Here is a 23,623-nt window from a genome sequence, read left to right as displayed (position 1 = left end):
CCGTCGGTGTTCCGGGCCGATCCGATGGCGTACAAAGTCCCGCCGCCCGCTTGCCCCACCCTTTCGCACCCCCCCTAGACTGAGCTTCCAGCACAGGTGGCTACACGCTCGAAAGGCGCCCCCGTGTCCCTCGGCAACTCCCCTGAAGACGAGCGTCCGATCCCAGACGAGTCCCAGGAGGCCCGGCCCTCCGTGGGCCGTGCCTTGCAGCAGGCGCGGATCGAGGCCGGGCTGACGGTGGACGACGTCAGCAGTGCCACTCGCGTCCGGCTCGCCATCGTGCACTCCATCGAGGCGGACGACTTCACCCCCTGCGGCGGCGACGTGTACGCCCGGGGGCACATCCGCACGCTGGCCAGGGCCGTCCACCTCGATCCCGGTCCGCTGATCGCCCGGTACGACGCCGAGCATGGCGGCCGCCCCGCACCCACCCCCGCCGCACCCATGTTCGAGGCCGAGCGGATCCGGCCCGAGCGGCGCGGCCCGAACTGGACCGCGGCCATGGTCGCCGCGATCGTCGTGGTGATCGGCTTCGTCGGGTTCACCGCCGTCAAGGGCGGCGACGGCGGCTCCCGGGCGCAGGTCGCCGAGGGCGCCACGCCCGCCGCCGGCAGGACCGCCTCGGCGACGCCGAAGAAGGCGAAGCCCGCCGCGCCGACCGGCGAGCCCTCCGACAGCGCCATCGCCGCCGCACCCCAGGACAAGGTGACCGTCCAGGTCAGCGCGCCCGACGGACGCAGCTGGATCTCGGCCAAGGACCACAACGGCCGGATGCTCTTCGACGGGCTGCTGAAGAAGGGCGAGTCGAAGACGTTCCAGGACAGCACCAAGATCAACCTGATCCTGGGCGACGCGGGCGCCATCGACCTGTACGTCAACGGCAAGAAGATCGACGACACCTTCAAGCCCGGCGCGGTGGAGCGGCTGACCTACACCAAGGGCGACCCGGTGGCCGGCTGACCGGCCCCCGGCGCGGATGTGACGGAGTCGGCCGGGCTCGGCCAACCCCGTCGACATGGGCTGTCAGCGGGACGAAGTAGTCTTGAGCCCATGCCTGAACGCCGTACCGTCGCACTCGTCACTCTCGGCTGCGCTCGTAACGAGGTGGATTCCGAGGAGCTCGCAGGCCGTTTGGAGGCGGACGGCTGGCAGCTCGTCGAGGACGCCGCGGACGCCGACGTCGCCGTGGTCAACACCTGCGGCTTCGTGGAGGCCGCCAAGAAGGACTCCGTCGACGCCCTGCTGGAGGCCAACGACCTCAAGGACCACGGCAGAACCCAGGCCGTGGTGGCCGTGGGCTGCATGGCCGAGCGGTACGGCAAGGAGCTGGCCGAAGCGCTGCCCGAGGCCGACGGCGTGCTCGGCTTCGACGACTACGCGGACATCTCCGACCGCCTCCAGACCATCCTCTCCGGCGGCATCCACGCCGCCCACACTCCGCGCGACCGGCGCAAACTGCTCCCGATCAGCCCCGCCCAGCGACAGGAGTCGGCCGCGGCGGTGGCGCTGCCCGGACACGCCCCGGCCGACCTCCCCGAGGGCGTCGCGCCCGCCTCCGGTCCCCGTGCGCCGCTGCGCCGCCGGCTGGACGGCGCCCCCGTCGCCTCGGTCAAGCTCGCCTCGGGCTGCGACCGGCGCTGCTCGTTCTGCGCCATCCCCTCCTTCCGCGGCTCCTTCATCTCCCGCCGCCCCAGCGACGTCCTCAACGAGACCCGCTGGCTGGCCGAGCAGGGCGTGAAGGAGATCATGCTGGTCTCCGAGAACAACACCTCCTACGGCAAGGACCTCGGCGACATCCGCCTGCTGGAGTCCCTCCTGCCGGAGCTGGCCGAGGTCGACGGCATCGAGCGGGTGCGGGTGAGCTACCTCCAGCCGGCCGAGATGCGCCCCGGCCTGATCGACGTGCTGACCTCCACCCCGAAGGTCGCGCCCTACTTCGACCTGTCCTTCCAGCACTCCGCGCCCGACGTGCTGCGCGCCATGCGCCGCTTCGGCGACACCGACCGGTTCCTCGAGCTGCTCGACACCATCCGCGGCAAGGCACCGCAGGCCGGCGTGCGCTCCAACTTCATCGTCGGCTTCCCCGGCGAGACCGAGTCCGACCTGGCCGAACTGGAGCGCTTCCTGAACGGCGCCCGGCTGGACGCCATCGGCGTCTTCGGCTACTCCGACGAGGACGGCACGGAAGCGGCGACGTACGACAACAAGCTGGACGAGGACCTCGTCGCCGAGCGGCTGGCGCGAGTCTCCCGGCTCGCCGAGGAACTCGTCTCGCAGCGCGCCGAGGAGCGCGTCGGCGAGACCGTGCACGTCCTGGTGGAGTCCGTCGACGAGGAAGAGGGCGTCCACGGCCGGGCCGAGCACCAGGCCCCGGAGACCGACGGCCACGTCCTGCTCACGAGCGGCGCCGGCCTGCGGGTCGGACGTATGGTCGAGGCGAAGGTGGTCGGTACGGAAGGTGTCGACCTGGTCGCCGAGCCGCTGACCGGCTCGCTCGCGTGTAGTGAGGAGGCGGGCAGATGACCGGAGTCCCGGCATCCGCCGCGGGCGGCCCCACCGGCGCGCAGGGCGCTCCGGGCCCCGCCGCTGCCGACGGCGACACGTCCGAGGTCTCCGGTTCTGCTTCGGGCCCGTCCACGGCCCACGAGGGCGGCGGCAAGCCGGCCCGCGGCGGGAAGATCGCGGCCGCGGCCGTCAACCAGGCCAGCGTCTGGAACGTCGCCAATCTGCTGACGATGCTCCGGCTGGTCCTGGTGCCGGGCTTCGTGGCCCTGATGCTGGCCGACGGCGGTCATGACCCGGCCTGGCGCTCGCTGGCCTGGGCGTCCTTCGCCGTCGCCATGATCACCGACCTGTTCGACGGGCATCTGGCGCGCACGTACGACCTGGTCACCGACTTCGGGAAGATCGCCGACCCCATCGCCGACAAGGCGATCATGGGGGCGGCGCTCGTCTGTCTGTCGGCCCTGGAGGATCTGCCGTGGTGGGTCACGGCCGTCATCCTCGGCCGGGAACTCGGCATCACCCTGCTGCGTTTCCTGGTCATCCGCTACGGCGTGATCCCCGCCAGCCGGGGCGGCAAGCTCAAGACGCTCACCCAGGGCGTGGCCGTCGGGATGTACGTCCTGCCGCTGACGGGGTGGCTGGCCAGCCTCAGGTTCTGGGTGATGGCCGCGGCGGTCGTCCTCACGGTCGTCACCGGCCTCGACTACGTAAGACAAGCCATTGTGCTGCGGCGGCAGGGAATCGCCGAGCGCGCGGCGGCGTTGGAGGAGAAGGAAGCGTGAGTTCCGCGGCCACCGAACTGGTGCGACTACTGACAGTGAGGGGCGAGACCCTCGCCGTCGCCGAGTCGCTGACCGGGGGCCTGGTAGCCGCGGAGATCACGGGCGTCCCCGGGGCGTCCCGGGTGTTCCGGGGCTCGGTCACCGCCTACGCCACCGAGCTGAAGCACCGGCTGCTGGGCGTGGACGCCACTCTGCTGGCTGAGCGCGGAGCGGTGGATCCGCAGGTCGCGGCAGAGATGGCGGCCGGAGTCCGTGAGGCGCTGGGAGCCGACTGGGGCATCGCGACCACCGGGGTCGCCGGCCCCGACCCCCAGGACGGAAGGCCCGTCGGGACGGTGTACGTCGCCGTCGCCGGACCTCCGGCCGCCAGGACCGGTTCTGCCGGTGGCGGAAAAGTCGAGGGTCTGCGGTTGAACGGCAGCCGTGCGGAAATTCGTATGGAGAGTGTACGGAGCGTACTCGCAGTGCTTCTGGAGCGGCTTGCGGGCGAACAGACCGGGAATGAGCGGGCACAGGATACGGAACGGAACGGGGGGTATTGATGTTTGCAGCCCTGAGTGAACACGACATCGCTCCCCGCACGGCCGCGGCGCAAGGCGGTACGGTGGGGCGAGAAGGATGCGGCTACGCGGTCCGAGGAGGGAGCCACCGATGATTCTGCTCCGTCGCCTGCTGGGTGACGTGCTGCGTCGGCAGCGCCAACGCCAGGGCCGTACTCTGCGCGAAGTCTCCTCGTCCGCCCGAGTCTCACTCGGCTATCTCTCCGAGGTGGAGCGGGGGCAGAAGGAGGCTTCCTCCGAGCTGCTCGCCGCCATCTGCGACGCGCTGGACGTACGGATGTCGGAACTCATGCGAGAAGTGAGCGACGAACTGTCGCTCGCCGAACTGGCCCAGTCCGCCGCGGCCGAGCACGTGCCCGCGCCGGTCCGACCGATGCTGGGTTCCGTCTCGGTGACCGGCGTGCCACCGGAACGGGTGACCATCAAGGCACCCGCGGAGGCCGTGGACGTGGTCGCCGCCTAGGGTGCGCCTGCGCGGCCCGAAAACCCGATACGAGTGAGGCCCCGGCCGGCTCTCCCCAGTGATCCCTGGGAAGCCGGCCGGGGCTTCCGCTTTGTCCTGCGCTCCGCGCCGGCTCCCGTTGCTTCGTCCGTTTGCCGGAGTCGGGCGGTGCGGTCATCGTGGAGGGACGTGGCGGGGGCCGAAGCACCGGAGGAAGCGGATGTACGTCGTGAAGAGCCCGTTGGCCGACGCGGACCTGAAGACCGTGTCCGAGGCGCTCCAGGGTGCCCTCGTCGACCTGGTGGACCTCTCCCTGGTCGCCAAGCAGATCCACTGGAACGTCGTCGGGCCCCGCTTCCGCTCCGTCCACCTCCAGCTCGACGAGGTGGTCGACTCCGCCCGCACCCACTCCGACACCGTGGCCGAGCGGGCCTCGGCGCTGGGCGTCCCGCCCGACGGGCGCGCCGCCTCGGTGGCCTCCGGGAGCGGCATCGGCACCGCACCGGCGGGATGGATCAAGGACACGGACGCGATCGGCACGATGGTGGACGCGCTCGGTGCGGTGATCGTCCGCATGCGGGAGCGGGTGAACGCGACCGGCGCGGCGGACCCGGTGTCCCAGGACATCTTCATCGGCATCACCGCCGACCTGGAGAAGCATCACTGGATGTTCCAGGCGGAGCACGCGTAGCGGCTCACCGGAGGACGACGGCCCGGTGCCGGGCCGTCCGTGGAGCGAGTGGTCCGGCGTTGCTTCGGTGAGCCCGTGGTGCGCCTCCCGAGCGGGACGGGCGACGGTCTGGCGTCCGGCTGGAGGTGGTGGCGGGCATGGTGGGGCGGATAGTGCGCTACGGGGTGGCGCTCGGCTGCGGCGCGGCCTGGTGGTGGGCCGTGCTGCGGCTCGCCCTGGGCGAGGGCCCGGGTGCGCTGGAAGGTGCCGTCGTGATGGGCGGCTGGGGGCTGAGCGTGCTGCCCGTGCACTGCGCGCCCAAGCGGCGCGCGGCCGGTGCCGTGCCCGCCGGCCGCTGGGAGGCCGCCTGGCGGGCGGGCGGCATCACCACGGCGTCGCAGCCCCCTGCGGGCGAAGTGTCCGACCCCTCGTGACGGCGACAGGGCGCCGGCGTGTGAGGGCGGCGGGGCGTGAGAGTGGCGGGGGCGGGGCTTGGGGGTGCCGCGGTGCCGGGGCGTGGCGGGGCGGTGGTGAGGTGCCGGGATGTCTCGGTGGCGGGCGGTCAGCCGGTGCGGCGGGGGTACTTCTCGCGCCAGCGTTGCGGTGAGCCCGGTGCGGGAGCGGGGCCCGTCTGGCAGGTGGGGCACCAGTAGGTGGGCCGTTCCTGGGAGCCGTCGCCCTGGTCGGCCACCCGCACCGGCGTGTGGCAGCGCAGGCACGGGCGGGACGCGCGGCCGTAGACGAACAGGTCCTGCCGGTGCAGGCCGGTGGTCTGCCGGACCGGGCGGTCGCGGTTCGCCTCCAGCAGCTTCTTGGCCAGGAGGGGCAGCTTCTCGGCGCGGTCCGCGGGGAGTGCGCCGGCCGGCAACCAGGGGGTCACGCCGAGCAGGAAGCACAGCTCGCTCTTGTACACGTTGCCGATGCCGGCCAGGTTGCGCTGGTCGAGCAGGACCTCGCCGAGCTGACGGGCGGGGTCCGCGAGGATGTTGGCCAGGGCGCGCTCGGGGTTCCAGTCCGGACCGAGCAGGTCGGGGCCGAGGTGGCCGACGACTCGTTCCTCGTCGGTCGTGTGCAGCAGCTCCAGGACCGTGAGGCGGTAGCCGACGGCCGTGCGGTCGGCGGTGGTCAGGACAGCGCGGATCTGGTGCGACGGGCCGCCCCGCCAGCGCTCGCCCGTGCCGAACACCTTCCATGCCCCCTCCATGCGCAGATGGGTGTGCAGGGTCAGACCGCCCTCGAACCGGGTGAGCAGGTGCTTGCCGCGCGGGATCGTGTTCAGCACCGCGCGGCCGGCCAGGTCCACCGTCGCGTACTTCGGCACCCGGAAGTCGCTCCGGGTCAGCGTCCTGCCCGCGAGGGCCTCGTGCAGCCGTCGCGCGGCCTGCCAGACCGTGTCACCTTCGGGCATGCGTCAAGAGTGCCACGCGCTCGGCGCAGCCACGGTGCCGGTCGAACCACGGCGCCGGTCATGCTCTCAGGCGCAGGCCGCGGGGTGTCGCCACGAATCCCGCCGCCTCCAGGAGGGTGCCCACGGGCGAGGTCAGGGCCTGGGCGCCGTTGATCCGCTCGACCGTGACCGTGCCGAGCGAACCCGCGCGGGCCGCCGCGGCCAGCGCCTCGGCGGCCGTACCGAGGCGCGGGTCGTCGGGGGTGTCGGTGTCCGGGGCGGCGGGCCAGGCGAGCAGTGTCTTGCCGCCGCGCTCCATGTACAGCGTCAGCTCGCCCTCCACCAGGACGACCAGCGAGCCCGCCTTGCGGCCCGGCTTGTGCCCGGCTCCGGTCGGCGGCTCCGGCCAGGGGAGGGCGGCGCCGTAGGCGTTCGCGGGGTCGGCCGCGGCGAGAACCACCGCGCGCGGGTCGGGTGCCGGGGCGCCCGTACGGCCGTTGCCCTGGCTCCGGTGCGCGGCCGGACCGAAGGGGGCGGAGCCGTGGGAGCGGGAGCCACCGGGGGTGGGGGCGTAAGGGGAGGGGCCACCTCCGCGGGGGCCGCCGTAGCCGGGGGAGGCGAAGGGGTCGGCGAGGACGCGGGGCGCGCGGTCACCGGCGGTGGTGGGGCGGTCGTCCGGCGGCCACGTGAAGTCGCCGTCCAGACCGGGGTGGGCGAGACCGCCGTCGCCCCCGTCGAAGGTGCCGGGGGGTGTGTGGCCGTGCAGCGTGCCGTCGGCTGTGCCGAAGGGCGCGTCGAACGGAGCGTCGAACGGATTGGGGAAACCCGGGCCGGCGAAGCCGTTCGCGCCGCCCGGACCCCCGAAGCCGCTGGGACCGGCCGGGGCGGGCAGGCCCTGCGACCGCTCACGGGCGTTCGCCACCGCACGCAGGCGGTCCACCGCACCGTCCATCGCGAACTGGGCCGCGCCCAGCCCCTCGACCACGTAACCCCGCCGGGCCTGGCCGCTCTCCTCGAACACGGACAGCACCCGGTACACCGCCGAGAAGCCGCCCTCCACACCCTCCGCGGCGACCGCGCCGCGGGTGACCACGCCGTGCCGGTCCAGGAGCGTGCGGGCCAGCGCGTGCGCGCGCACGGTGGCGTCCGGCTCGGCCGCGGGCAGCAGCGACCAGCGGCCGGCGACGGTCGGCGGGCCGGTGCGGGAGGCGGTGCGCGCCGCGGCCGTCAGGGAGCCGTACCGGCCGCGCGGGACGCTGCGTTTGGCACGGTGCGCGGTCGATCCCGCGGTACGGCCCGAGCCCAGCAGGGAACGCATCGGCGCCAGCGTGTCGTTGGTGAGCCGGCCCGACCAGGCCAGGTCCCACAGCACGTCGGCCAGTTGCGGGTCGGTGGCCTCCGGGTGGGTGGTGGCCCGGACCTGGTCGGCGATCTGCCGGAAGAACAGGCCGTAGCCGCCGGAGAGGGTGTCGAGGACGGACTGGTGCAGCGGGGTCAGCTCCAGTGGGTGCGGTGACGGCAGCAGCAGCGGTGCCGCGTCGGCCAGGTAGAGGGAGACCCAGCCGTCCTTGCCGGGCAGGGCGCCCGCTCCCGCCCACACCACCTCGCCCGCGGCGGTCAGCTCGTCGAGCATCGAGGGCGTGTAGGCGGCCACGCGGGAGGGCAGGACCAGCTTCTCCAGCGCGGAGGCGGGCACCGAGACGCCCTGCAACTGCTCCACCGCGCGCACCAGTCCGTCGATGCCCCGCAGCCCGTGGCCCTTGCCGATGTGCTGCCACTGCGGCAGGAACTGCGCGAGTGCAGGTGGCGGCACGGGTTCCAGTTCGTGCCGCAGGGCCGCCAGGGAGCGGCGGCGCAGGCGGCGCAGTACGGCCGCGTCGCACCATTCCTGGCCGATGCCCGCCGGGTGGAACTCGCCCTGGACGACTCGGCCGTTGGCGGCGAGCCGTTGCAGGGCGCCCTCCGTGACCGCGACACCCAGGCCGAAGCGGGCCGCCGCCGTGGCCGACGTGAACGGGCCGTGCGTGCGGGCGTACCGCGCGAGGAGGTCGCCCAGCGGGTCCTTGACCGGCTCGGTGAAGGCCTCGGGGACACCGACGGGCAGCGCCGTGCCGAGCGCGTCGCGCAGCCGGCCCGCGTCCTCCACCGTCGCCCAGTGCTCGGCGCCCGCGATCCGCACCCTGATGGTCCTGCGGGCACCGGCCAGCTCCCGCGCCCACTGCGGGTCCGCGCCCCGTGCGACCAGCTCGGCGTCGGTCAGCGGGCCGAGCAGACGCAGTATGTCGGCGACCCCCTCCACGTCCTTGACCCGGCGGTCCTCCGTGAGCCACTGGAGTTCCCGCTCCAGCTCGGTCAGCACCTCCGCGTCGAGCAGTTCGCGCAGCTCCGCCTGGCCCAGCAGCTCGGCCAGCAGCCGCGAGTCCAGGGACAGCGCGGCGGCGCGGCGCTCGGCCAGCGGGGAGTCACCCTCGTACAGGAACTGGGCGACGTACCCGAACAGCAGGGAGCGGGCGAACGGTGACGGCTCCGGGGTGGTGACCTCGACCAGGCGCACCCTGCGGGACTCGAGGTCGCCCATCAGCTCGACCAGCCCGGGAACGTCGAAGACGTCCTGGAGGCATTCGCGGACCGCCTCCAGGACGATCGGGAACGAACCGAACTCGCTCGCCACCTGGAGCAGCTGGGCCGCCCGCTGCCGCTGCTGCCACAGCGGAGTGCGCTTGCCCGGGGTACGGCGCGGCAGCAGCAGCGCGCGGGCGGCGCACTCGCGGAACCGGGAGGCGAACAGCGCCGAGCCGCCGACCTGGTCGGTGACGATCTGGTCGACCTCGCCCTTGTCGAAGGCGATGTCCGCCGCACCGACCGGGGCCTGGTCGCCGTCGTACTCGGTGCCGGCCTTCACCGGCTCCCGGTCGAGCAGGTCCAAGCCCATCAGGTCGGCGTCGGGCAGACGCAGCACGATGCCGTCGTCGGCGTGCATGACCTGCGCGTCCATGCCGTACCGCTCGGACAGGCGCGCGGCGAGGGCGAGCGCCCAGGGGGCGTGGACCTGGGCACCGAACGGCGAGTGCACGACGACCCGCCAGTCGCCCAGCTCGTCCCGGAACCGTTCCACGACGATCGTCCGGTCGTCCGGGACATGGCCGCAGGCCTCGCGCTGCTCGTCCAGGTAGGACAGCACATTGTCCGCCGCCCAGGCGTCCAGACCCGCGGTGAGCAGGCGCAGCCGGGCGTCGTCCTTGGACAGCGAGCCGACCTCGCGCAGGAACGCGCCGACCGCGCGGCCCAGTTCGAGCGGGCGGCCGAGCTGGTCGCCCTTCCAGAAGGGCAGCCGGCCCGGCACGCCCGGCGCGGGGGAGACCAGGACGCGGTCGCGGGTGATGTCCTCGATGCGCCAGGAACTCGTGCCCAGCGTGAAGACGTCGCCCACCCGGGACTCGTAGACCATCTCCTCGTCCAGCTCGCCGACCCGGCCTCCGCCCTTCTTGGGGTCGGAACCGACGAGGAAGACCCCGAACAGGCCACGGTCCGGGATCGTGCCGCCGGAGGTGACGGCGAGACGCTGGGCACCGGGCCGGCCGGTGACCGTCCCGGCCACCCGGTCCCACACCACGCGCGGGCGCAGCTCGGCGAACGCGTCCGACGGATAGCGGCCCGCGAGCATGTCGAGCGTCGCCGTGAACGCCGACTCGGGGAGCGAGGCGAACGGGGCGGCGCGGCGGACCACGGTGAGCAGGTCGTCGAACTGCCAGGTGTCCAGGGCCGTCATGGCGACCAGCTGCTGCGCGAGCACGTCCAGCGGGTTCGCGGGGACCTTCAGGGACTCGATGGCGCCCGTGCGCATCCGCTCGGTGACCACGGCCGCCTGGACGAGGTCCCCCCGGTACTTCGGGAAGACCACACCGGTGGAGACGGCGCCGACCTGGTGTCCCGCGCGGCCCACGCGCTGGAGGCCCGAGGCGACCGAGGGCGGGGACTCGACCTGCACGACGAGGTCCACGGCACCCATGTCGATGCCCAGTTCCAGGCTGGACGTGGCGACCACCGCGGGCAGCCGGCCCGCCTTCAGGTCCTCCTCCACCAGGGTGCGCTGCTCCTTGGAGACCGAGCCGTGGTGCGCGCGGGCGATCACCGGGGGCGCGCCCTGGGCCGCGCCCGAGCCGCCCATCAGCTGGGCGGGGGAGTGGTGCTGGTCCAGGGGTTCGCCGGTGGCGCGCTCGTACGCGATCTCGTTGAGCCGGTTGCACAGCCGTTCCGCCAGCCGTCGGGAGTTGGCGAAGACGATCGTGGAGCGGTGGGACTGCACCAGGTCGGCGATCCGCTCCTCCACCTGCGGCCAGATCGACGGCCGTTCGCCGCCCCCGGCCGCGTCGGCCGCCGGGGAACCGCCCAGCTCGCCCATGTCCTCGACCGGGACGACGACGGACAGGTCGAACTCCTTGCCGGACTCCGGCTGGACGATCGCCACCTTGCGGCGCGGCGACAGATACCGGCCCACCTCGTCCACCGGGCGCACGGTCGCCGACAGGCCGATCCGGCGGGCGGGCCTCGGCAGCAGCTCGTCCAGCCGCTCCAGGGAGAGCGCGAGGTGTGCGCCGCGCTTGGTGCCCGCGACCGCGTGCACCTCGTCCAGGATCACCGTCTCCACGCCGGCCAGCGCGTCGCGCGCGGCCGACGTCAGCATCAGGAACAGCGACTCGGGTGTGGTGATGAGGATGTCCGGCGGGCGCGTGGACAGCGCGCGGCGCTCGGCGGCGGGGGTGTCACCGGAGCGGATGCCGACCCGGATCTCGGGCTCGGGCCGGCCCAGGCGCACGGACTCCTGGCGGATGCCGGTCAGCGGACTGCGCAGATTGCGCTCGACATCGACCGCGAGGGCCTTCAGCGGCGACACGTACAGCACCCGGCAGCGCTTCTTCGGGTCGGCCGGGGGCGGGGCCGAGGCCAGCTGGTCCAGGGCGGCGAGGAACGCGGCCAGCGTCTTGCCCGAGCCGGTCGGCGCGACCACCAGCACGTCCGAGCCCTCCCGGATGGCCTGCCACGCGCCGGCCTGGGCCGCGGTGGGCGCGGAGAACGCCCCCGTGAACCAGCCGCGGGTCGCGGGGGAGAAGCCGTCCAGGGCTCGGTGTGCGGAGCTGACCATGCGTCCATCCTGCACCCACCCACTGACAATCGCTCTGACCTGGGCGAATCCGGACGAGCGGGCTTCCTGTGCCCGCGGGCGCCCACCGCGGCGCGGGCGGGCGGCGCGGGGCGGGGCGGCGGCACAGCGGGGGGCCACGGCCACGGCTCCGAGCCCCGCGCGTCGCGGCCGCGGTGGTGGGCGGCGGCCGTACGGGCTGTCGGCGGGGGAGGCGGAGCCGCCCCGTCCAACGCGCTGGGGTCAGCTGTTCCGGCGCGCCGGGCCGGCCCCTCCGGCGCGCCGGACCGGCCCGGTCCACGAAGCGGCCGCGCGCCGGGCCGGTCAGCCCACGAAGCGGCCGTGTGCCCGCAGCGTGCGCAGTGCCTCGATCGTCACCAGGGGGCGTGCCTCCAGCGCGGGGGCCGGGGCCCACTGACGCCAGCGGACGGGCCAGCCGCCGTCCTCCCGCTGTTCGGCGGCCAGGTGGTCCAGCGAGCGCGCCATCTCGTCATCCGTGAACCACGCGCGCGCGAGCGAGTCCGGGCTGCGGGCGAAGTCGTGCGGGAAGTGATGCTCGCCCGGGGCGTAACCGGGGGCGACCGGGAACGCGTCGAGACGGCCGGGGTCCAGCGCCGCGAGCCGCTGCTCCCGCACCAGGCGGCCCAGCCGGTCGGCGGCGGCCTCCGCGCGCGGGCGGTCGGCAGCGGAGTCCAGGAAGGTCACGGCGGCCTCCACCTCGTAGGGGTGGGACTCCTCCAGGGACTCCACGGCCTGCCAGCAGAAGTCGGTGGCCCGGAACAGCCACGCGTGCCACACCGCGTTGCGGTGCAGCACGCCGACCACCGGTCCGGTGGCCAGCAGCTCGCTCGGCGGATCGTCGACGACCGGGACGAACGGCGCCGTCGGATACCCGCGCTGGCAGGGGTCGACGGCCGGCAGCGCGCCGTCCGCGGTGGAGACGGAGGTCAGATAGCGGCACACGCGCTCCACCCGCTGTCCGCCGCACCGCCCGATGGCGTCCAGCACGCGCAGGGCGTGCGCGGTGTGCAGGGGCTGGCTGACCGGTCCGCGCAGATCGGGTTCGAGCGCGTGCCCGTAGCCGCCGTCCTCGTTGCGGTAGGCGTCCAGCGCCGTCTCCACCGCGTCCGGGGTGCCGTGCAGGAAGTGGTGGGCGAAGAGGCGCTGTTCCAGCACGCGCGCGGTGAGCCACACGAACTGCTCGGCGCGCAGGAGCGGGGAGCGCGCCGGGGGCGTGGAGGGGAGTGGGGAGACTCCTGTTTGGGGCATGGGTCAGACCGTAGGACGGAAAGCGGTTCCGGAAAGCACTCCGGGCCAGGGCCCACACTCAGGGGCGGGATACTGGAGTCATGCGGTTGACGGTCTTCTGGCAGCGGATGGCGGAACACTTCGGTCCGGAGTACGCCGACACCTTCGCGCGTGATCACGTCATGGCGGAGCTGGGCGGACGCACGGTGAACGAGGCACTGGACGCCGGCTGGGAGGCCAAGGACGTGTGGCGTGTGGTCTGCGCGGTCATGAGCGTGCCCAGCGAGAGACGCTGACGGACGCCGGCCGGCCGGAATGCACTGGTTGCGCGGGTCGAGGCCGGTGGGGGACCGGGCGGTACGGCACCGATCTGTCACGAAGGACGCCCATGGGCACCGGCTGTCCCCGGCGTGGGCGAGACTTGGCCCGTGGCATCGACTCACGAGGACTCCCTGGCACCGCCCGCCGACGGCGACGAGCCGTCCACGCCGCCCGACCGGCACACGGTACCGGCGACGCCGCCGCCCGGCCGGGCTCCGGCCTCCGGGGCCGTCGCCCCGCCCGGCCGGATGCCGCGCTGGCTGCCGCGCGCCATGGTGCTCGCGCTCGCGCTGATCGCCGCGTTCCAGCTCGGCAGCTGGGCCTTCCACCAGCTGACCGCCCTGTTGATCAACATATTGATCGCGTTCTTCCTGGCTCTCGCGATCGAGCCGGCGGTGAGCCGGATGGCGGCCCGTGGGATGCGCCGGGGGCTCGCCACCTTCCTGGTCTTCCTCGGGCTGACCGTCGTCGCCGCCGGTTTCGTCACCCTGCTCGGGTCGATGCTGGCCGGTCAGATCATCAAGATGATCGAGGGTTTCCCGGACTACCTGGACTCGCTCATCAACTGGACCAACAAGAGCTTCCACACGGAACTCAGACGGGTGGACGTCCAGGAGGGGCTGCTCCACTCCGACTGGCTGCGCAAGTACGCGCAGAACAGCGCGGCCGGTGTCCTCGACGTGTCCGCCCAGGTCCTCGGCGGCCTCTTCCAGCTGCTGACGATCGGGCTGTTCTCGTTCTACTTCGCCGCGGACGGTCCCCGGCTGCGCCGCGCCCTGTGCTCCGTCCTGCCGCCCGCCCGCCAGGCCGAGGTGCTGCGCGCGTGGGAGATCGCCGTCGACAAGACGGGCGGCTATCTCTACTCGCGCGGCCTCATGGCACTCATCTCCGGGGTCGCGCACTACATCCTGCTCGAGTCCCTGGGCGTGCCGTACGCGCCCGTGCTCGGTGTCTGGGTCGGTCTGGTCTCGCAGTTCATCCCCACCATCGGGACGTACCTGGCGGGCGCGCTGCCGATGCTGATCGCGTTCGCCGTCAACCCCTGGTACGCGGTGTGGGTGCTGGTCTTCGTCGTGGTCTACCAGCAGTTCGAGAACTACATGCTCCAGCCCAAGCTGACCGCCAAGACGGTGGACATCCACCCGGCGGTCGCCTTCGGCTCGGTCATCGCGGGCACCGCGCTGCTCGGTGCGGTCGGCGCGCTGATCGCCATCCCCGCGGTGGCCACGCTCCAGGCGTTCCTCGGGGCGTACGTGAAGCGGTACGCCGTCACGGACGACCCCCGGGTGCACGGGCACCAGGGCCGGCCGGGCGGTCCGGGGGCACTCACGCGCGTCCGTCGGCTGTGGTCCGGCCGTCCCGGCGGGCAGGAGCGGCCGTAGGGCCGGGACGGTGACCGCGGCGGACCGCCGTGGTCGCTCGTCCGAGTAGCCGCCCGTCCACCCGTCCGCCCGTCCGCAGGCCGCCCGTCCGTACGGTGAGCGTCGGCCGGTGCCGTTGGCCACCCCGCGGGAGCCCTGCCCGCCCGCGTGGTGCGCTTGACACAAAAATCGAACATCCATTCATATGGAGGCTCAGGCGAGGCTTTCGGCAGGGGCGTATGTCCCGATTCGGGGGTAGATGCCCCTCGGTTATCCACAGGCTGGGCCTGCGTCGGGGCGCATTGTCAGTGGCAGGCGTTAGCGTCTTTGACGTGAAGCGATCGACTCAAGCAAACCGGGTGGAACCCATGGCAGGAACCGACCGCGAGAAGGCGCTCGACGCCGCGCTCGCACAGATTGAACGGCAATTCGGCAAGGGCGCGGTCATGCGCATGGGCGATCGGTCGAAGGAGCCCATCGAGGTCATCCCGACCGGGTCGACCGCGCTCGACGTGGCCCTCGGCGTCGGCGGCCTGCCGCGCGGCCGTGTCATCGAGGTCTACGGACCGGAGTCCTCCGGCAAGACGACCCTGACCCTGCACGCGGTGGCGAACGCCCAGAAGGCCGGCGGCCAGGTCGCGTTCGTGGACGCGGAGCACGCCCTCGACCCCGAGTACGCGCAGAAGCTCGGCGTCGACATCGACAACCTGATCCTCTCCCAGCCCGACAACGGCGAGCAGGCCCTGGAGATCGTGGACATGCTCGTCCGCTCCGGTGCCCTCGACCTGATCGTCATCGACTCCGTCGCGGCGCTCGTCCCGCGCGCGGAGATCGAGGGCGAGATGGGCGACAGCCACGTCGGTCTCCAGGCCCGACTGATGAGCCAGGCCCTGCGGAAGATCACCAGCGCGCTCAACCAGTCCAAGACCACCGCGATCTTCATCAACCAGCTCCGCGAGAAGATCGGTGTGATGTTCGGCTCCCCGGAGACCACGACCGGTGGCCGGGCGCTGAAGTTCTACGCCTCGGTGCGGCTCGACATCCGGCGTATCGAGACGCTGAAGGACGGCACCGACGCGGTGGGCAACCGCACCCGCGTCAAGGTGGTCAAGAACAAGGTCGCGCCGCCCTTCAAGCAGGCCGAGTTCGACATCCTCTACGGCCACGGCATCAGCCGTGAGGGTGGCCTGATCGACATGGGCGTGGAGCACGGCTTCGTCCGCAAGGCCGGCGCCTGGTACACGTACGAGGGCGACCAGCTCGGCCAGGGCAAGGAGAACGCGCGCAACTTCCTGAAGGACAACCCCGACCTGGCCGACGAGATCGAGAAGAAGATCAAGGAGAAGCTGGGCGTGGGCGTCCGGCCGGAGAAGCCCGCCGTGGAGCCGGGTGCGGACGCGGCGGTCACCACCGCGGCGGCGGACGACGCCAAGTCGGTGCCCGCCCCGGCAGCCGCCAAGACCGCCAAGCCCAAGGCCGCCGCAGCCAAGAGCTGACCCGTGACACGACGAACCGACTGGGCCGAGTACGAGTACGCCTCCCCCGGCGCCCTACGGGGGAGGGGCACCGGGGGCCGGCCGGGCTCCACCACGGACGGTGACGACGGACACCGGGGTGCCGGACCCGGGGACGACGGGTATCCGGACCACGGCTACGGCGAGTCCGGGCGGCGTGGCGCGTACGGCGAGTACGGCGGGCGTGACGCCGACGCCGGGTCCGACGCGTACGGTGCCACCGGCGGACACGGGGGCGACGGCGGCCACCCGGAGGCCGCGGACGGTGAGCCGCGAAGGGCCGGCTCGCCCGGCCGTGGCTCCGGAGCCGACGGCGGCCCGCGGGGTGGCGGCCGCAGACGTGGCCGGAGGCGCGGTTTCGGGGACGCGCCCGGTGAGGACGAAGACGCCCTTCCCTCGTCGAGGGCCGAGCGGGGGGAGTCTTCAGGGGACCCGGCTGAGCGGGCCCGGGCGATCTGCCTGCGCCTGCTCACCGGGACCCCGCGCACCCGCAAGCAGCTCGCGGACGCCCTGCGCAAGCGGGAGATCCCCGACGACGTCGCCGACGAGGTGCTCTCCCGGTTCGAGGAGGTCGGACTCATCGACGACGGCGCCTTCGCGGACGCCTGGGTGGAGTCCCGGCACCACGGCCGGGGACTCGCCCGCCGGGCACTCGCCCGGGAGTTGCGCACCAAGGGGGTCGACTCGGCGCTGATCGACGAGGCCGTCGCCCAGCTCGACCCCGAGCAGGAGGAGGCGACCGCGCGTGAACTGGTCGCCCGCAAACTGCACGCCACGCGCGGCCTCGACCGGGACAAACGGCTCCGGCGCCTCGCCGGGATGCTCGCCCGCAAGGGCTACTCCGAGGGCATGGCGCTCCGCATCGTCCGCCAGGCCCTGGAGGAAGAGGGCGAGGACACGGAGTTCCTCGGAGGCGGAGACCTCTTCTGACGCGGCCCTCCCGGGCCGGCCGACGGGAACCGGCGCCGGGGTGGGGTCAGCCCCCGCCGAGGACGCCGGGCCACCGCAGTGCTCTCCCAGCCCGCACCGGCGAGTCTGCACGCGTGCCCAGCGCACGTCCCGGCCGATGCGTACAACAGAAGAGAACCCGGCCGAGCGTGCCTGGCTCCCCGCACATCTGCGCGGCACCCTCGCCACCCGCACCCCCGGCGTGGCCCGGGTCGTCCCCGAACTCACCTTTCCGGCGCAGCCGTCGACCCCGGCCGGCACCGGTGGCCGTACCGCCTACGGTCATGCCTGGGAGTCCGCCGCGCTGACGCCGTACCGGCTGACCACGGGCAGCGCCCCGAGGCCGCCGGCGACCTCGTCATCGACGGTGACCTCGCCGCGCGGGCCCGGCAGCGGCCCGGTGACCGGCTCACCGTGCAGTCCACCGAGGCCCCGCGCAGCTACCGCGTCACCGCCATCGCCACCCCGGCCACCGCCGTACGTCACCAGACGTTCCTGTTCTTCTCCGCCGCCGAGGCGCGCCGGCTGGCCGCGCACCCCGGGCAGGTCACCGCCTTCGGTGTGCTGCCGGCCGAGGGGGCGGACCCCGAGCAGGTGCGCCGGGCCGTGACGCGGACGCTGCACGGCACCACCGCCCAGGTCAGCACCGGCGACGCCCGTGGGCCCGTCGAGTTCCTGGACGCGGCTGCCGCCCGCACCCGGCTGGTCAGCATGGGCGGCGCCATGGGCGGCACATCGCTGCTGGTGGCGGTGCTCGTGGTCGTCGGCACCTTCGTGCTCACCGTGCGGCAGCGCCACCCGGAACGCGACCGTGCCGCGGGCCGTCGCCGCCACGTCCGGGCAGATCCGCGCCCTGTTCGGCCGGGAGGCGCTGATCGTCGGCGCGGCGGCGGGCACGGCCGGCACACTCCTCGGGATGCCGCTGGGCGGCTGGTCGTACGCCAGGTTCGTCGCCCTGGGCGCCGTACCCGACACGCTGGAGCGCACCGGCGGTGTCTTCCCGCCGCTCGCCGCTCTCACATCACCCTGCTCGGTGCCTGCGCCGCGGCCCGGATCACCTCCTGCAGAATCGCCCGGATCCGTCCGGCCGAGGCACTCACCGAAGCCAGGGCCGAGCCCACCCGGCCCGCCTGGGGGCGGATCGCCGCCGGGCGCTCCTCTCCGGCGGAGTCGTCCTCGTCGTCGTCCTCACCTTCCTGCGCGCCGAGCCCGCCGCTCCGCGTGACGCACGGGTGAAGCGTGGCTCAGGGCCGCGCCGGCTCCACCGGCAGCCCCGCCGCGCGCCAGGCCTGGAAGCCGCCGACCAGGTCCGTCGCCCGGTGCAGGCCCAGTTGGTGCAGGGACGCGGCCGCGAGGCTGGAGGCGTACCCCTCGTTGCAGACGATGACGACCCGCACATCGTGCCCCGTGGCCTGCGGGACACGGTGGCTGCCCTGCGGGTCGAGGCGCCACTCGAGTTCGTTGCGCTCGACGACGAGGGCGCCCGGGATCAGCCCGTCGCGCTCCCGCAGGGCCGCGTACCGGATGTCGACCAGCAGTGCCTCACCGGCCTGCGCCGCCTCGTACGCCTCCCGTGCCTCGACGCGCCGGTAGCCCGTCCGCACGCGGTCCAGGAGGTCGTCGATGCCCTGCGGCGGTCCGCCCGGCACGCGCGCCTCCTGCGACTGCCCGATGGTGCCGCTCACTGCCAGTCCTCCGGGCGTTCGACCTGCTCCAGGCGCAGCACCTGGCCGGTGCGACTGTAACGGCGGATCCTGGGCAGCGGCGGGTAGTAGGCGTGGACGGAGATCGCGTGTCGGTCACCGGACTCGTTGAGCACCTCGTGCACATGGTGCCGGCCGAAGGCGCGTCCCTTGCCGGCGGACAGCCGCCGGGTGCGGTCCACACCCTCGGTGAGTTCCAGTGTCCTCCAGCCGTCGGTGGGCAGCCGGGCGGCGAGGGAGTGTTCCGTGAGGTCGCCGGAGGCGGTGAGGAACGCGCCGACCGAGTCGGCGTGGTCGTGCCAGCCGGTGCCGGTGCCCGGCGGCCAGCCGATCAGCCAGGCCTCGCTGCCGCCGGGCCCTTCCAGCCGCACCCAGGTGCGGCCCTCGGGATCGAGCGGCAGGGAGGCGATCAGTTCCGCGTCGGCGGCCGTGCGCCGGACGAAGTCGAGGAGTTCGGCCTGGGTGGGTCCCGCGCCGACGGCAGGGGAGGCGGCAGCGGACAGGGAGGGGGAGGGGACAGACACGTGCACCGTCCTGGAGCAGGTTCGCGGACACGGGCGCGCGACGGCGCCCGGAAAGGGGAGAAGAACGCGAATTCAGCAGGACGGGCGACACACGCAGCCCGCGTAGCGGACGAGATCCATATGGACCCTCCGCCACAGGCGCACACAGGTGTCGGTCACGATCCGGAGTACAGCACGCTGCCGCACTCGGGTCAACCGACAGTCACTCTGTGGACGGGGGGTGAGGGGCGCGCGCTCAGCGCGCGCCCGAACCCGCTTCCGCCCCCTGCTGCACCGCGCCGCCCAGCGTGGCCTCGGCCGCCGCGTACAGGTCGGCCGGGCGGACTCCGCTCAGGGCCGTGACCAGGTGACCGTCGGGGCGTACGAGCAGCACACTGTGCGCCGGCGCACCCGGATAGCTCTCGGCGACCAGCAGCTCGGCGGGGTGCGGCAGCGCGGTCACCGCCGCCGCCAGCCGGGGCATCACCCCGGCGGACATCCAGTGCCTGCGGTCCCAGACACCCGTGCCGGGCGCGATCAGGACGACGAGCAGCGCCCCGCGGTCGAGCCGGTCGCGCAACCGGACGAAGGACCCGTCCTCCGCCGTGACCCGGACATCGGTCACCGGCGCGCCGGGCGGGGTGCCGACCGCGATCTCCGCCTCCAGGCGCCCGGGGGCGAGCGGCGAGCCGGCGTACGACCCGGGACCGCCCAGCGGGCCGCGCCCCAGGTGACCGTCCGTCAGCAGCGCGTCGTGGCTCCGGGCGGCGCCGGGGACGATGTGGCGCAGCCCGCCCCCGCCGCGCAGCACCGGCAGCGCCTGGTCGGCGGCGCGCAGCCGGGCGGCGACCACCGCGCGCCGCTCGGTCTGGTAGCTGTCCAGCAGGGCCTCGTGCGGGCCGTGATGCCAGGCCGCGGCCAGCTTCCAGGCGAGGTTGTCGGCGTCCCGGAGGCCCTCGTCGAGCCCATGCGTACCGAGCGCGCCGAGCAGATGCGCCGCGTCCCCCGCGAGGAAGACCCGGCCGGCGCGCCACCGGCGGGCGAGGCGGTGGTGCACCGTGTGGACACCGGTGTCGAGCAGGTCGTACACCGGCGCGGAACCGTCCGACCAGCCCGCGAGGGTCTCGCGGACGCGGGCCAGCAGGACCTCGGGCGTGACCAGGTCCTTGCCCGGCGGCAGCAGCCAGTCCAGGCGCCACACACCGTCCGGGAGGGGGCGGGCGGTCACCTCCCCGGCCGGGGGCCCGGACTGCCGCCACGGCGGCATCCGGTGGAGCAACGCGTGAGTTTCCCAGGGGAGTTCCACCCGCAGCGCGGCGACCGCGTGCCGCTCCACCGCCGTACGGCCCGGGAAGCGGATGTCCTGGAGCTTGCGCACGGTCGAGCGGGGGCCGTCGCAGCCCGCCAGGTAGCTGCCCCGCCACCAGGTGCCGCCGGTACCGCGGGTGCGCGCGGAAACGCCGGAACGCTCCTGCTCGATGGCGTCCAGGCGGCTGTCGACGGCCACCCGTACCAGCGGCTCGTCGGCGAGGGCCGCGCGCAGGGCGTTGGTGAGAACGTGCTGGGCGATGTGCAGCGGGGCCGCGGGACCGGCCTCGTCGAAAGTCACCTCGCTCATCACCTGCTTGCGCCGCAGGGACCGCCATCCGGCCCAGCGCACGCCCTGCTCGGCGAGCGCGGCCCCGGTCAGCCGCTCCAGCAGGGCGGCCGTGTCCTCGCGCAGGACGACGGTCCGCGCCGGGCGGGGTTCGTCCTTGCCGGGGCCCTCGTCCAGGACGACGGCGGGCACGTCCTGACGGGCCAGCAGCAGGGCGAGCGTGAGTCCGACGGGCCCCGCTCCGACGATGATCACCGGGTCCATGACGCGGCGCCCCCTGCCCGTGACGATGCCCTGACGGAGACGAGTGAACAGGAAGGTGGAGCGGGGTGCACGATCACACAAGGTATGCAACCCATTGGCAAGGTTTGCGTCAAGCGACCGGAGGCAGTGGCGATCACGCCACTGCCTCCTGGTGGTGCATTCGGGTCTGACCGGGCGTCAGGCCGCCTTTCGGGTTGCCGCGGTACCCGCGATCTCCGCCACGTCCTGGGCGCCGAGCACCGCCCCGGTCGACTTCTTGCGCCGCCGCAGCCGGCCCTCCAGCCAGCTCGCGAACGAGGTCAGCGAGAAGTTGATGATCACGAAGATCAGGGCGACCACCGTGAACGAGGCGATGGTGTTGGCGCCGTAGTAGCCGCTCATCGTGTTCGCCGCGGAGAGCAGTTCGGGGAAGGTGAGGACGGCGCCGCCGAGCGCGGTGTCCTTCACGATGACCACCAGCTGGCTGACGATCGCCGGCAGCATCGCGGTGACCGCCTGCGGCAGCAGGACGAGCCGCATCACCTGGTTCTTGCGCAGGCCGATCGCCATGGCCGCCTCGGACTGGCCCTTCGGCAGGGTGAGGATGCCCGCGCGGACGATCTCGGCGAGCACGGACGCGTTGTACAGCACCAGGCCGGTGACGACCGCGTACATCGGACGGTCGTCGGAACTCACGTCGGTGTACTGGCTGTACAGCTCGTTGCCGAAGATCATCAGGATCAGCACGGGGATCGCGCGGAAGAACTCGACCACGATCGTGGCCGGTACCCGCACCCACACATGGTCCGACAGCCGGGCGATGCCGAAGACGGCGCCGAGCGGCAGCGCGATGACCATCGCCAGGGCCGCCGCCGTCAGGGTGTTCCGCAGGCCGGGCCAGATGTACGTCGTATAGGCCTCGGAGCCGAAGAACGGCTTCCACAGCGCCCAGTCCAGCTGGTGCTTGTCGTCGAGGGCGAGGTACACCCACCAGACGACGGCCGCGAACGCGACGGTGAAGAGCGCCGTGTACAGCACGTTGCGCCGCTTGGCGCGCGGCCCCTGGGCGTCGTACAGGACCGAGGTCATCGCTTCACCGCCACCTTCTTGCCCACCCAGCCGAGGATCAGACCGGTCGGCAGCGTCAGGCAGCAGAACCCGAAGGCGATGACCGCGGAGATCTGCAGGAGCAGCGCCTCCTTGTCGAGCATCTCCTTCATCAGGGTCGCCGCCTCGGCCACGCCGATCGCGGCCGCCACCGTCGTGTTCTTCGTCAACGCGATCAGCACGTTGGTCAGCGGGCCGACGGCCGCCCGGAAGGCCTGCGGCAGCACGACCAGGAACAGCACCTGGCTGAAGCTCAGGCCGATGGCCCGCGCGGCCTCCGCCTGGCCGACCGGCACGGTGTTGATGCCGGACCGGATCGCCTCGCACACGAAGGCCGACGTGTAGAGGGTCAGACCCAGCACGGCCAACCGGAAGTTGAGCGCGTCGGTCTCGTGGGTGCCGAGGGTGACGCCCAGCGTCGAGTAGAGACCGAGCGACGAGAACAGGATGATCACCGTGAGCGGGATGTTCCGCACGATGTTCACGTAGGCGGTGCCGAAACCGCGCATCAGCGGCACCGGGCCCACCCGCATGGCGGCCAGCAGGGTGCCCCAGACCAGGGAGCCCACGGCGGACAGCAGTGCCAGCTGTACCGTCGTCCAGAAGGCTCCCAGTACGTCGTAACCTTCAAGAAAGTCGAACACGATCTCCCGCGCTTCCGCGTGTAGGGATGCCGGACGCGCCGCCCTCACGGACGGCGCGCTCCCCGGGCGTTGCCTCAGCTCTTGATGTCGCCGATCTTCGGCGCGGGCTCGTTCTTGTAGCCGGCCGGGCCGAAGTTCTTCTTCACGGCCGCGTTCCAGGAACCGTCGGAGACCATCTGCTCCAGCGCCTTGTCGATCTTCGCCTTGAGGGCGCTGCCCTTCTTGACGCCGATGCCGTAGTTCTCGTTGGTCATCTTCAGGCCGCCCAGCTTGAACTTGCCCTTGAACTGGGCCTGGGAGGCGTAACCGGCGAGGATCGAGTCATCGGTGGTCAGGGCGTCGATCACCTTGTTCTGGAGACCGGTCAGGCACGCGGAGTACGTCGGGTACTGCTGGAGCTGCGCCTTGGGGGCGAGCTTCTCCTTGACGTTCGTCGCCGAGGTGGAACCGGTGACCGAACACAGCTTCTTCTTGTTGAGGTCGGACGGCGACTTGATGCTGTTGTCGTCCGCGCGGACCAGCACGTCCTGGTGGGCCAGCAGGTACGGGCCGGCGAAGTCGACCAGCTTCTGACGCTCGGGCGTGATCGAGTAGGAGGCGGCGATGAAGTCGACGTCGCCACGCTTGAGCATGGTCTCGCGGTCGGCGCTCTTCGACTCCTTCCACTCGATCTGGTTCGCGCCGTAACCGAGCTTCTTGGCGACGTACGTGGCCACGTCCACGTCGAAACCGGTGTAGCCCTGCGGGGTCTTCTGGCCGATGCCCGGCTGGTCGAACTTGATACCGATGGTGATCTTGTTGCCGCCGCCGGAGGAGCCGTTGCCGTCCTTCTTGCCGCCGCCGCACGCGGTGGCGGACACGGAGAGGGCGAGGAGGACGGCCGAGGCGGCGGTGACCTTGCGGAGCTTCATGCTGAACATCCTTTGGTGGTGAGGAACGAGGCCCCTG

General features: G+C 72.9%; 22 protein-coding genes. 11 read left to right on the top strand and 11 right to left on the bottom strand.

Features of this window, described 5'->3' with window-relative positions:
• Nucleotides 1-123 precede the first annotated feature (123 nt).
• From ABZ117_RS30550 to ABZ117_RS30520, 7 genes are all read left to right on the top strand, one after another.
• Nucleotides 124-960, top strand: coding sequence for a RodZ domain-containing protein (locus ABZ117_RS30550; RefSeq protein WP_356825368.1), 837 nt, complete (start codon nt 124-126; stop codon nt 958-960).
• A gap of 90 nt (nt 961-1,050) precedes the next feature.
• The gene (gene rimO / locus ABZ117_RS30545) at nt 1,051-2,523 is read left to right on the top strand and encodes a 30S ribosomal protein S12 methylthiotransferase RimO (protein ID WP_356825366.1); all 1,473 of its coding nucleotides are present in this window, start codon (nt 1,051-1,053) and stop codon (nt 2,521-2,523) included.
• On the top strand, nt 2,520-3,287 hold the full coding sequence (gene pgsA / locus ABZ117_RS30540; protein ID WP_356825364.1) for a CDP-diacylglycerol--glycerol-3-phosphate 3-phosphatidyltransferase: 768 nt from the start codon (nt 2,520-2,522) through the stop codon (nt 3,285-3,287). The genes rimO and pgsA overlap by 4 nt, the downstream gene beginning before the upstream one ends.
• Nucleotides 3,284-3,829 carry a CinA family protein gene (locus tag ABZ117_RS30535; protein ID WP_356825362.1) on the top strand — a complete coding sequence of 182 codons (546 nt, stop codon included), beginning with the start codon at nt 3,284-3,286 and terminating at the stop codon, nt 3,827-3,829. The genes pgsA and ABZ117_RS30535 overlap by 4 nt, the downstream gene beginning before the upstream one ends.
• A gap of 109 nt (nt 3,830-3,938) precedes the next feature.
• Nucleotides 3,939-4,310 carry a helix-turn-helix transcriptional regulator gene (locus ABZ117_RS30530; RefSeq protein WP_356825360.1) on the top strand — a complete coding sequence of 124 codons (372 nt, stop codon included), beginning with the start codon at nt 3,939-3,941 and terminating at the stop codon, nt 4,308-4,310.
• A gap of 199 nt (nt 4,311-4,509) precedes the next feature.
• Nucleotides 4,510-4,980, top strand: coding sequence for a DNA starvation/stationary phase protection protein (locus ABZ117_RS30525; protein WP_356825358.1), 471 nt, complete (start codon nt 4,510-4,512; stop codon nt 4,978-4,980).
• Nucleotides 4,981-5,117: 137 nt separating this feature from the next.
• A complete protein-coding gene (locus ABZ117_RS30520; protein WP_356825356.1) occupies nt 5,118-5,393 on the top strand; it encodes a hypothetical protein in 276 nt (91 codons plus the stop codon).
• A gap of 128 nt (nt 5,394-5,521) precedes the next feature.
• Here ABZ117_RS30520 and ABZ117_RS30515 read toward each other — a convergent pair whose 3' ends face one another.
• The 3 genes from ABZ117_RS30515 to ABZ117_RS30505 all read right to left on the bottom strand — a co-directional run bounded on the left by ABZ117_RS30515 (nt 5,522) and on the right by ABZ117_RS30505 (nt 12,755).
• On the bottom strand, nt 5,522-6,367 hold the full coding sequence (locus tag ABZ117_RS30515) for a DNA-formamidopyrimidine glycosylase family protein (protein ID WP_356825354.1): 846 nt from the start codon (nt 6,365-6,367) through the stop codon (nt 5,522-5,524).
• 58 nt (nt 6,368-6,425) lie between these two features.
• Nucleotides 6,426-11,489: an ATP-dependent helicase gene (locus ABZ117_RS30510; protein ID WP_356825352.1), complete on the bottom strand. Its 5,064-nt coding sequence runs from the start codon at nt 11,487-11,489 to the stop codon at nt 6,426-6,428.
• Nucleotides 11,490-11,810: 321 nt separating this feature from the next.
• Nucleotides 11,811-12,755, bottom strand: a complete 945-nt coding sequence (locus ABZ117_RS30505) for a hypothetical protein (protein WP_356825351.1) — start codon at nt 12,753-12,755, stop codon at nt 11,811-11,813.
• Between the two features lie 80 nt (nt 12,756-12,835).
• Between ABZ117_RS30505 and ABZ117_RS30500 the strand changes: the two genes are divergently transcribed.
• From ABZ117_RS30500 to recX, 4 genes are all read left to right on the top strand, one after another.
• A complete protein-coding gene (locus tag ABZ117_RS30500; protein WP_356825349.1) occupies nt 12,836-13,030 on the top strand; it encodes a DUF3046 domain-containing protein in 195 nt (64 codons plus the stop codon).
• Between the two features lie 273 nt (nt 13,031-13,303).
• Nucleotides 13,304-14,437 (top strand): AI-2E family transporter, encoded by a 1,134-nt coding sequence (locus ABZ117_RS30495; protein WP_356825382.1) that lies wholly within the window; start codon nt 13,304-13,306, stop codon nt 14,435-14,437.
• 347 nt (nt 14,438-14,784) lie between these two features.
• On the top strand, nt 14,785-15,912 hold the full coding sequence (recA, locus tag ABZ117_RS30490; RefSeq protein ID WP_356825347.1) for a recombinase RecA: 1,128 nt from the start codon (nt 14,785-14,787) through the stop codon (nt 15,910-15,912).
• A gap of 3 nt (nt 15,913-15,915) precedes the next feature.
• On the top strand, nt 15,916-16,860 hold the full coding sequence (gene recX, locus ABZ117_RS30485; RefSeq protein WP_356825345.1) for a recombination regulator RecX: 945 nt from the start codon (nt 15,916-15,918) through the stop codon (nt 16,858-16,860).
• 300 nt (nt 16,861-17,160) lie between these two features.
• Here recX and ABZ117_RS30480 read toward each other — a convergent pair whose 3' ends face one another.
• From ABZ117_RS30480 to ABZ117_RS30445, 8 genes are all read right to left on the bottom strand, one after another.
• The gene (locus tag ABZ117_RS30480) at nt 17,161-17,865 is read right to left on the bottom strand and encodes a hypothetical protein (protein WP_356825343.1); all 705 of its coding nucleotides are present in this window, start codon (nt 17,863-17,865) and stop codon (nt 17,161-17,163) included.
• A 257-nt stretch (nt 17,866-18,122) separates the two neighbouring features.
• The gene (locus ABZ117_RS30475) at nt 18,123-18,563 is read right to left on the bottom strand and encodes a rhodanese-like domain-containing protein (protein WP_356825341.1); all 441 of its coding nucleotides are present in this window, start codon (nt 18,561-18,563) and stop codon (nt 18,123-18,125) included.
• Nucleotides 18,560-19,105: a cysteine dioxygenase gene (locus tag ABZ117_RS30470; protein ID WP_356825339.1), complete on the bottom strand. Its 546-nt coding sequence runs from the start codon at nt 19,103-19,105 to the stop codon at nt 18,560-18,562. The genes ABZ117_RS30475 and ABZ117_RS30470 overlap by 4 nt, the downstream gene beginning before the upstream one ends.
• Before the next feature lie 72 nt (nt 19,106-19,177).
• Complete coding sequence (locus ABZ117_RS30465; protein WP_309544753.1) at nt 19,178-19,249, bottom strand: putative leader peptide; 72 nt, start codon at nt 19,247-19,249, stop codon at nt 19,178-19,180.
• Between the two features lie 91 nt (nt 19,250-19,340).
• The gene (locus tag ABZ117_RS30460) at nt 19,341-20,945 is read right to left on the bottom strand and encodes an FAD-dependent monooxygenase (RefSeq protein ID WP_356825337.1); all 1,605 of its coding nucleotides are present in this window, start codon (nt 20,943-20,945) and stop codon (nt 19,341-19,343) included.
• 177 nt (nt 20,946-21,122) lie between these two features.
• Nucleotides 21,123-22,013, bottom strand: a complete 891-nt coding sequence (locus tag ABZ117_RS30455; protein ID WP_356825335.1) for an amino acid ABC transporter permease — start codon at nt 22,011-22,013, stop codon at nt 21,123-21,125.
• Nucleotides 22,010-22,675, bottom strand: a complete 666-nt coding sequence (locus ABZ117_RS30450) for an amino acid ABC transporter permease (protein WP_356825333.1) — start codon at nt 22,673-22,675, stop codon at nt 22,010-22,012. The genes ABZ117_RS30455 and ABZ117_RS30450 overlap by 4 nt, the downstream gene beginning before the upstream one ends.
• A gap of 74 nt (nt 22,676-22,749) precedes the next feature.
• Nucleotides 22,750-23,586 (bottom strand): glutamate ABC transporter substrate-binding protein, encoded by an 837-nt coding sequence (locus ABZ117_RS30445; protein WP_356825331.1) that lies wholly within the window; start codon nt 23,584-23,586, stop codon nt 22,750-22,752.
• Between the last annotated feature and the right edge of the window lie 37 nt (nt 23,587-23,623).

It is taken from the genome of Streptomyces sp. NPDC006309 (genome assembly GCF_040613095.1).
Lineage (GTDB): Bacteria > Actinomycetota > Actinomycetes > Streptomycetales > Streptomycetaceae > Streptomyces.
This window is presented reverse-complemented; position numbering and strand designations above follow the sequence as displayed.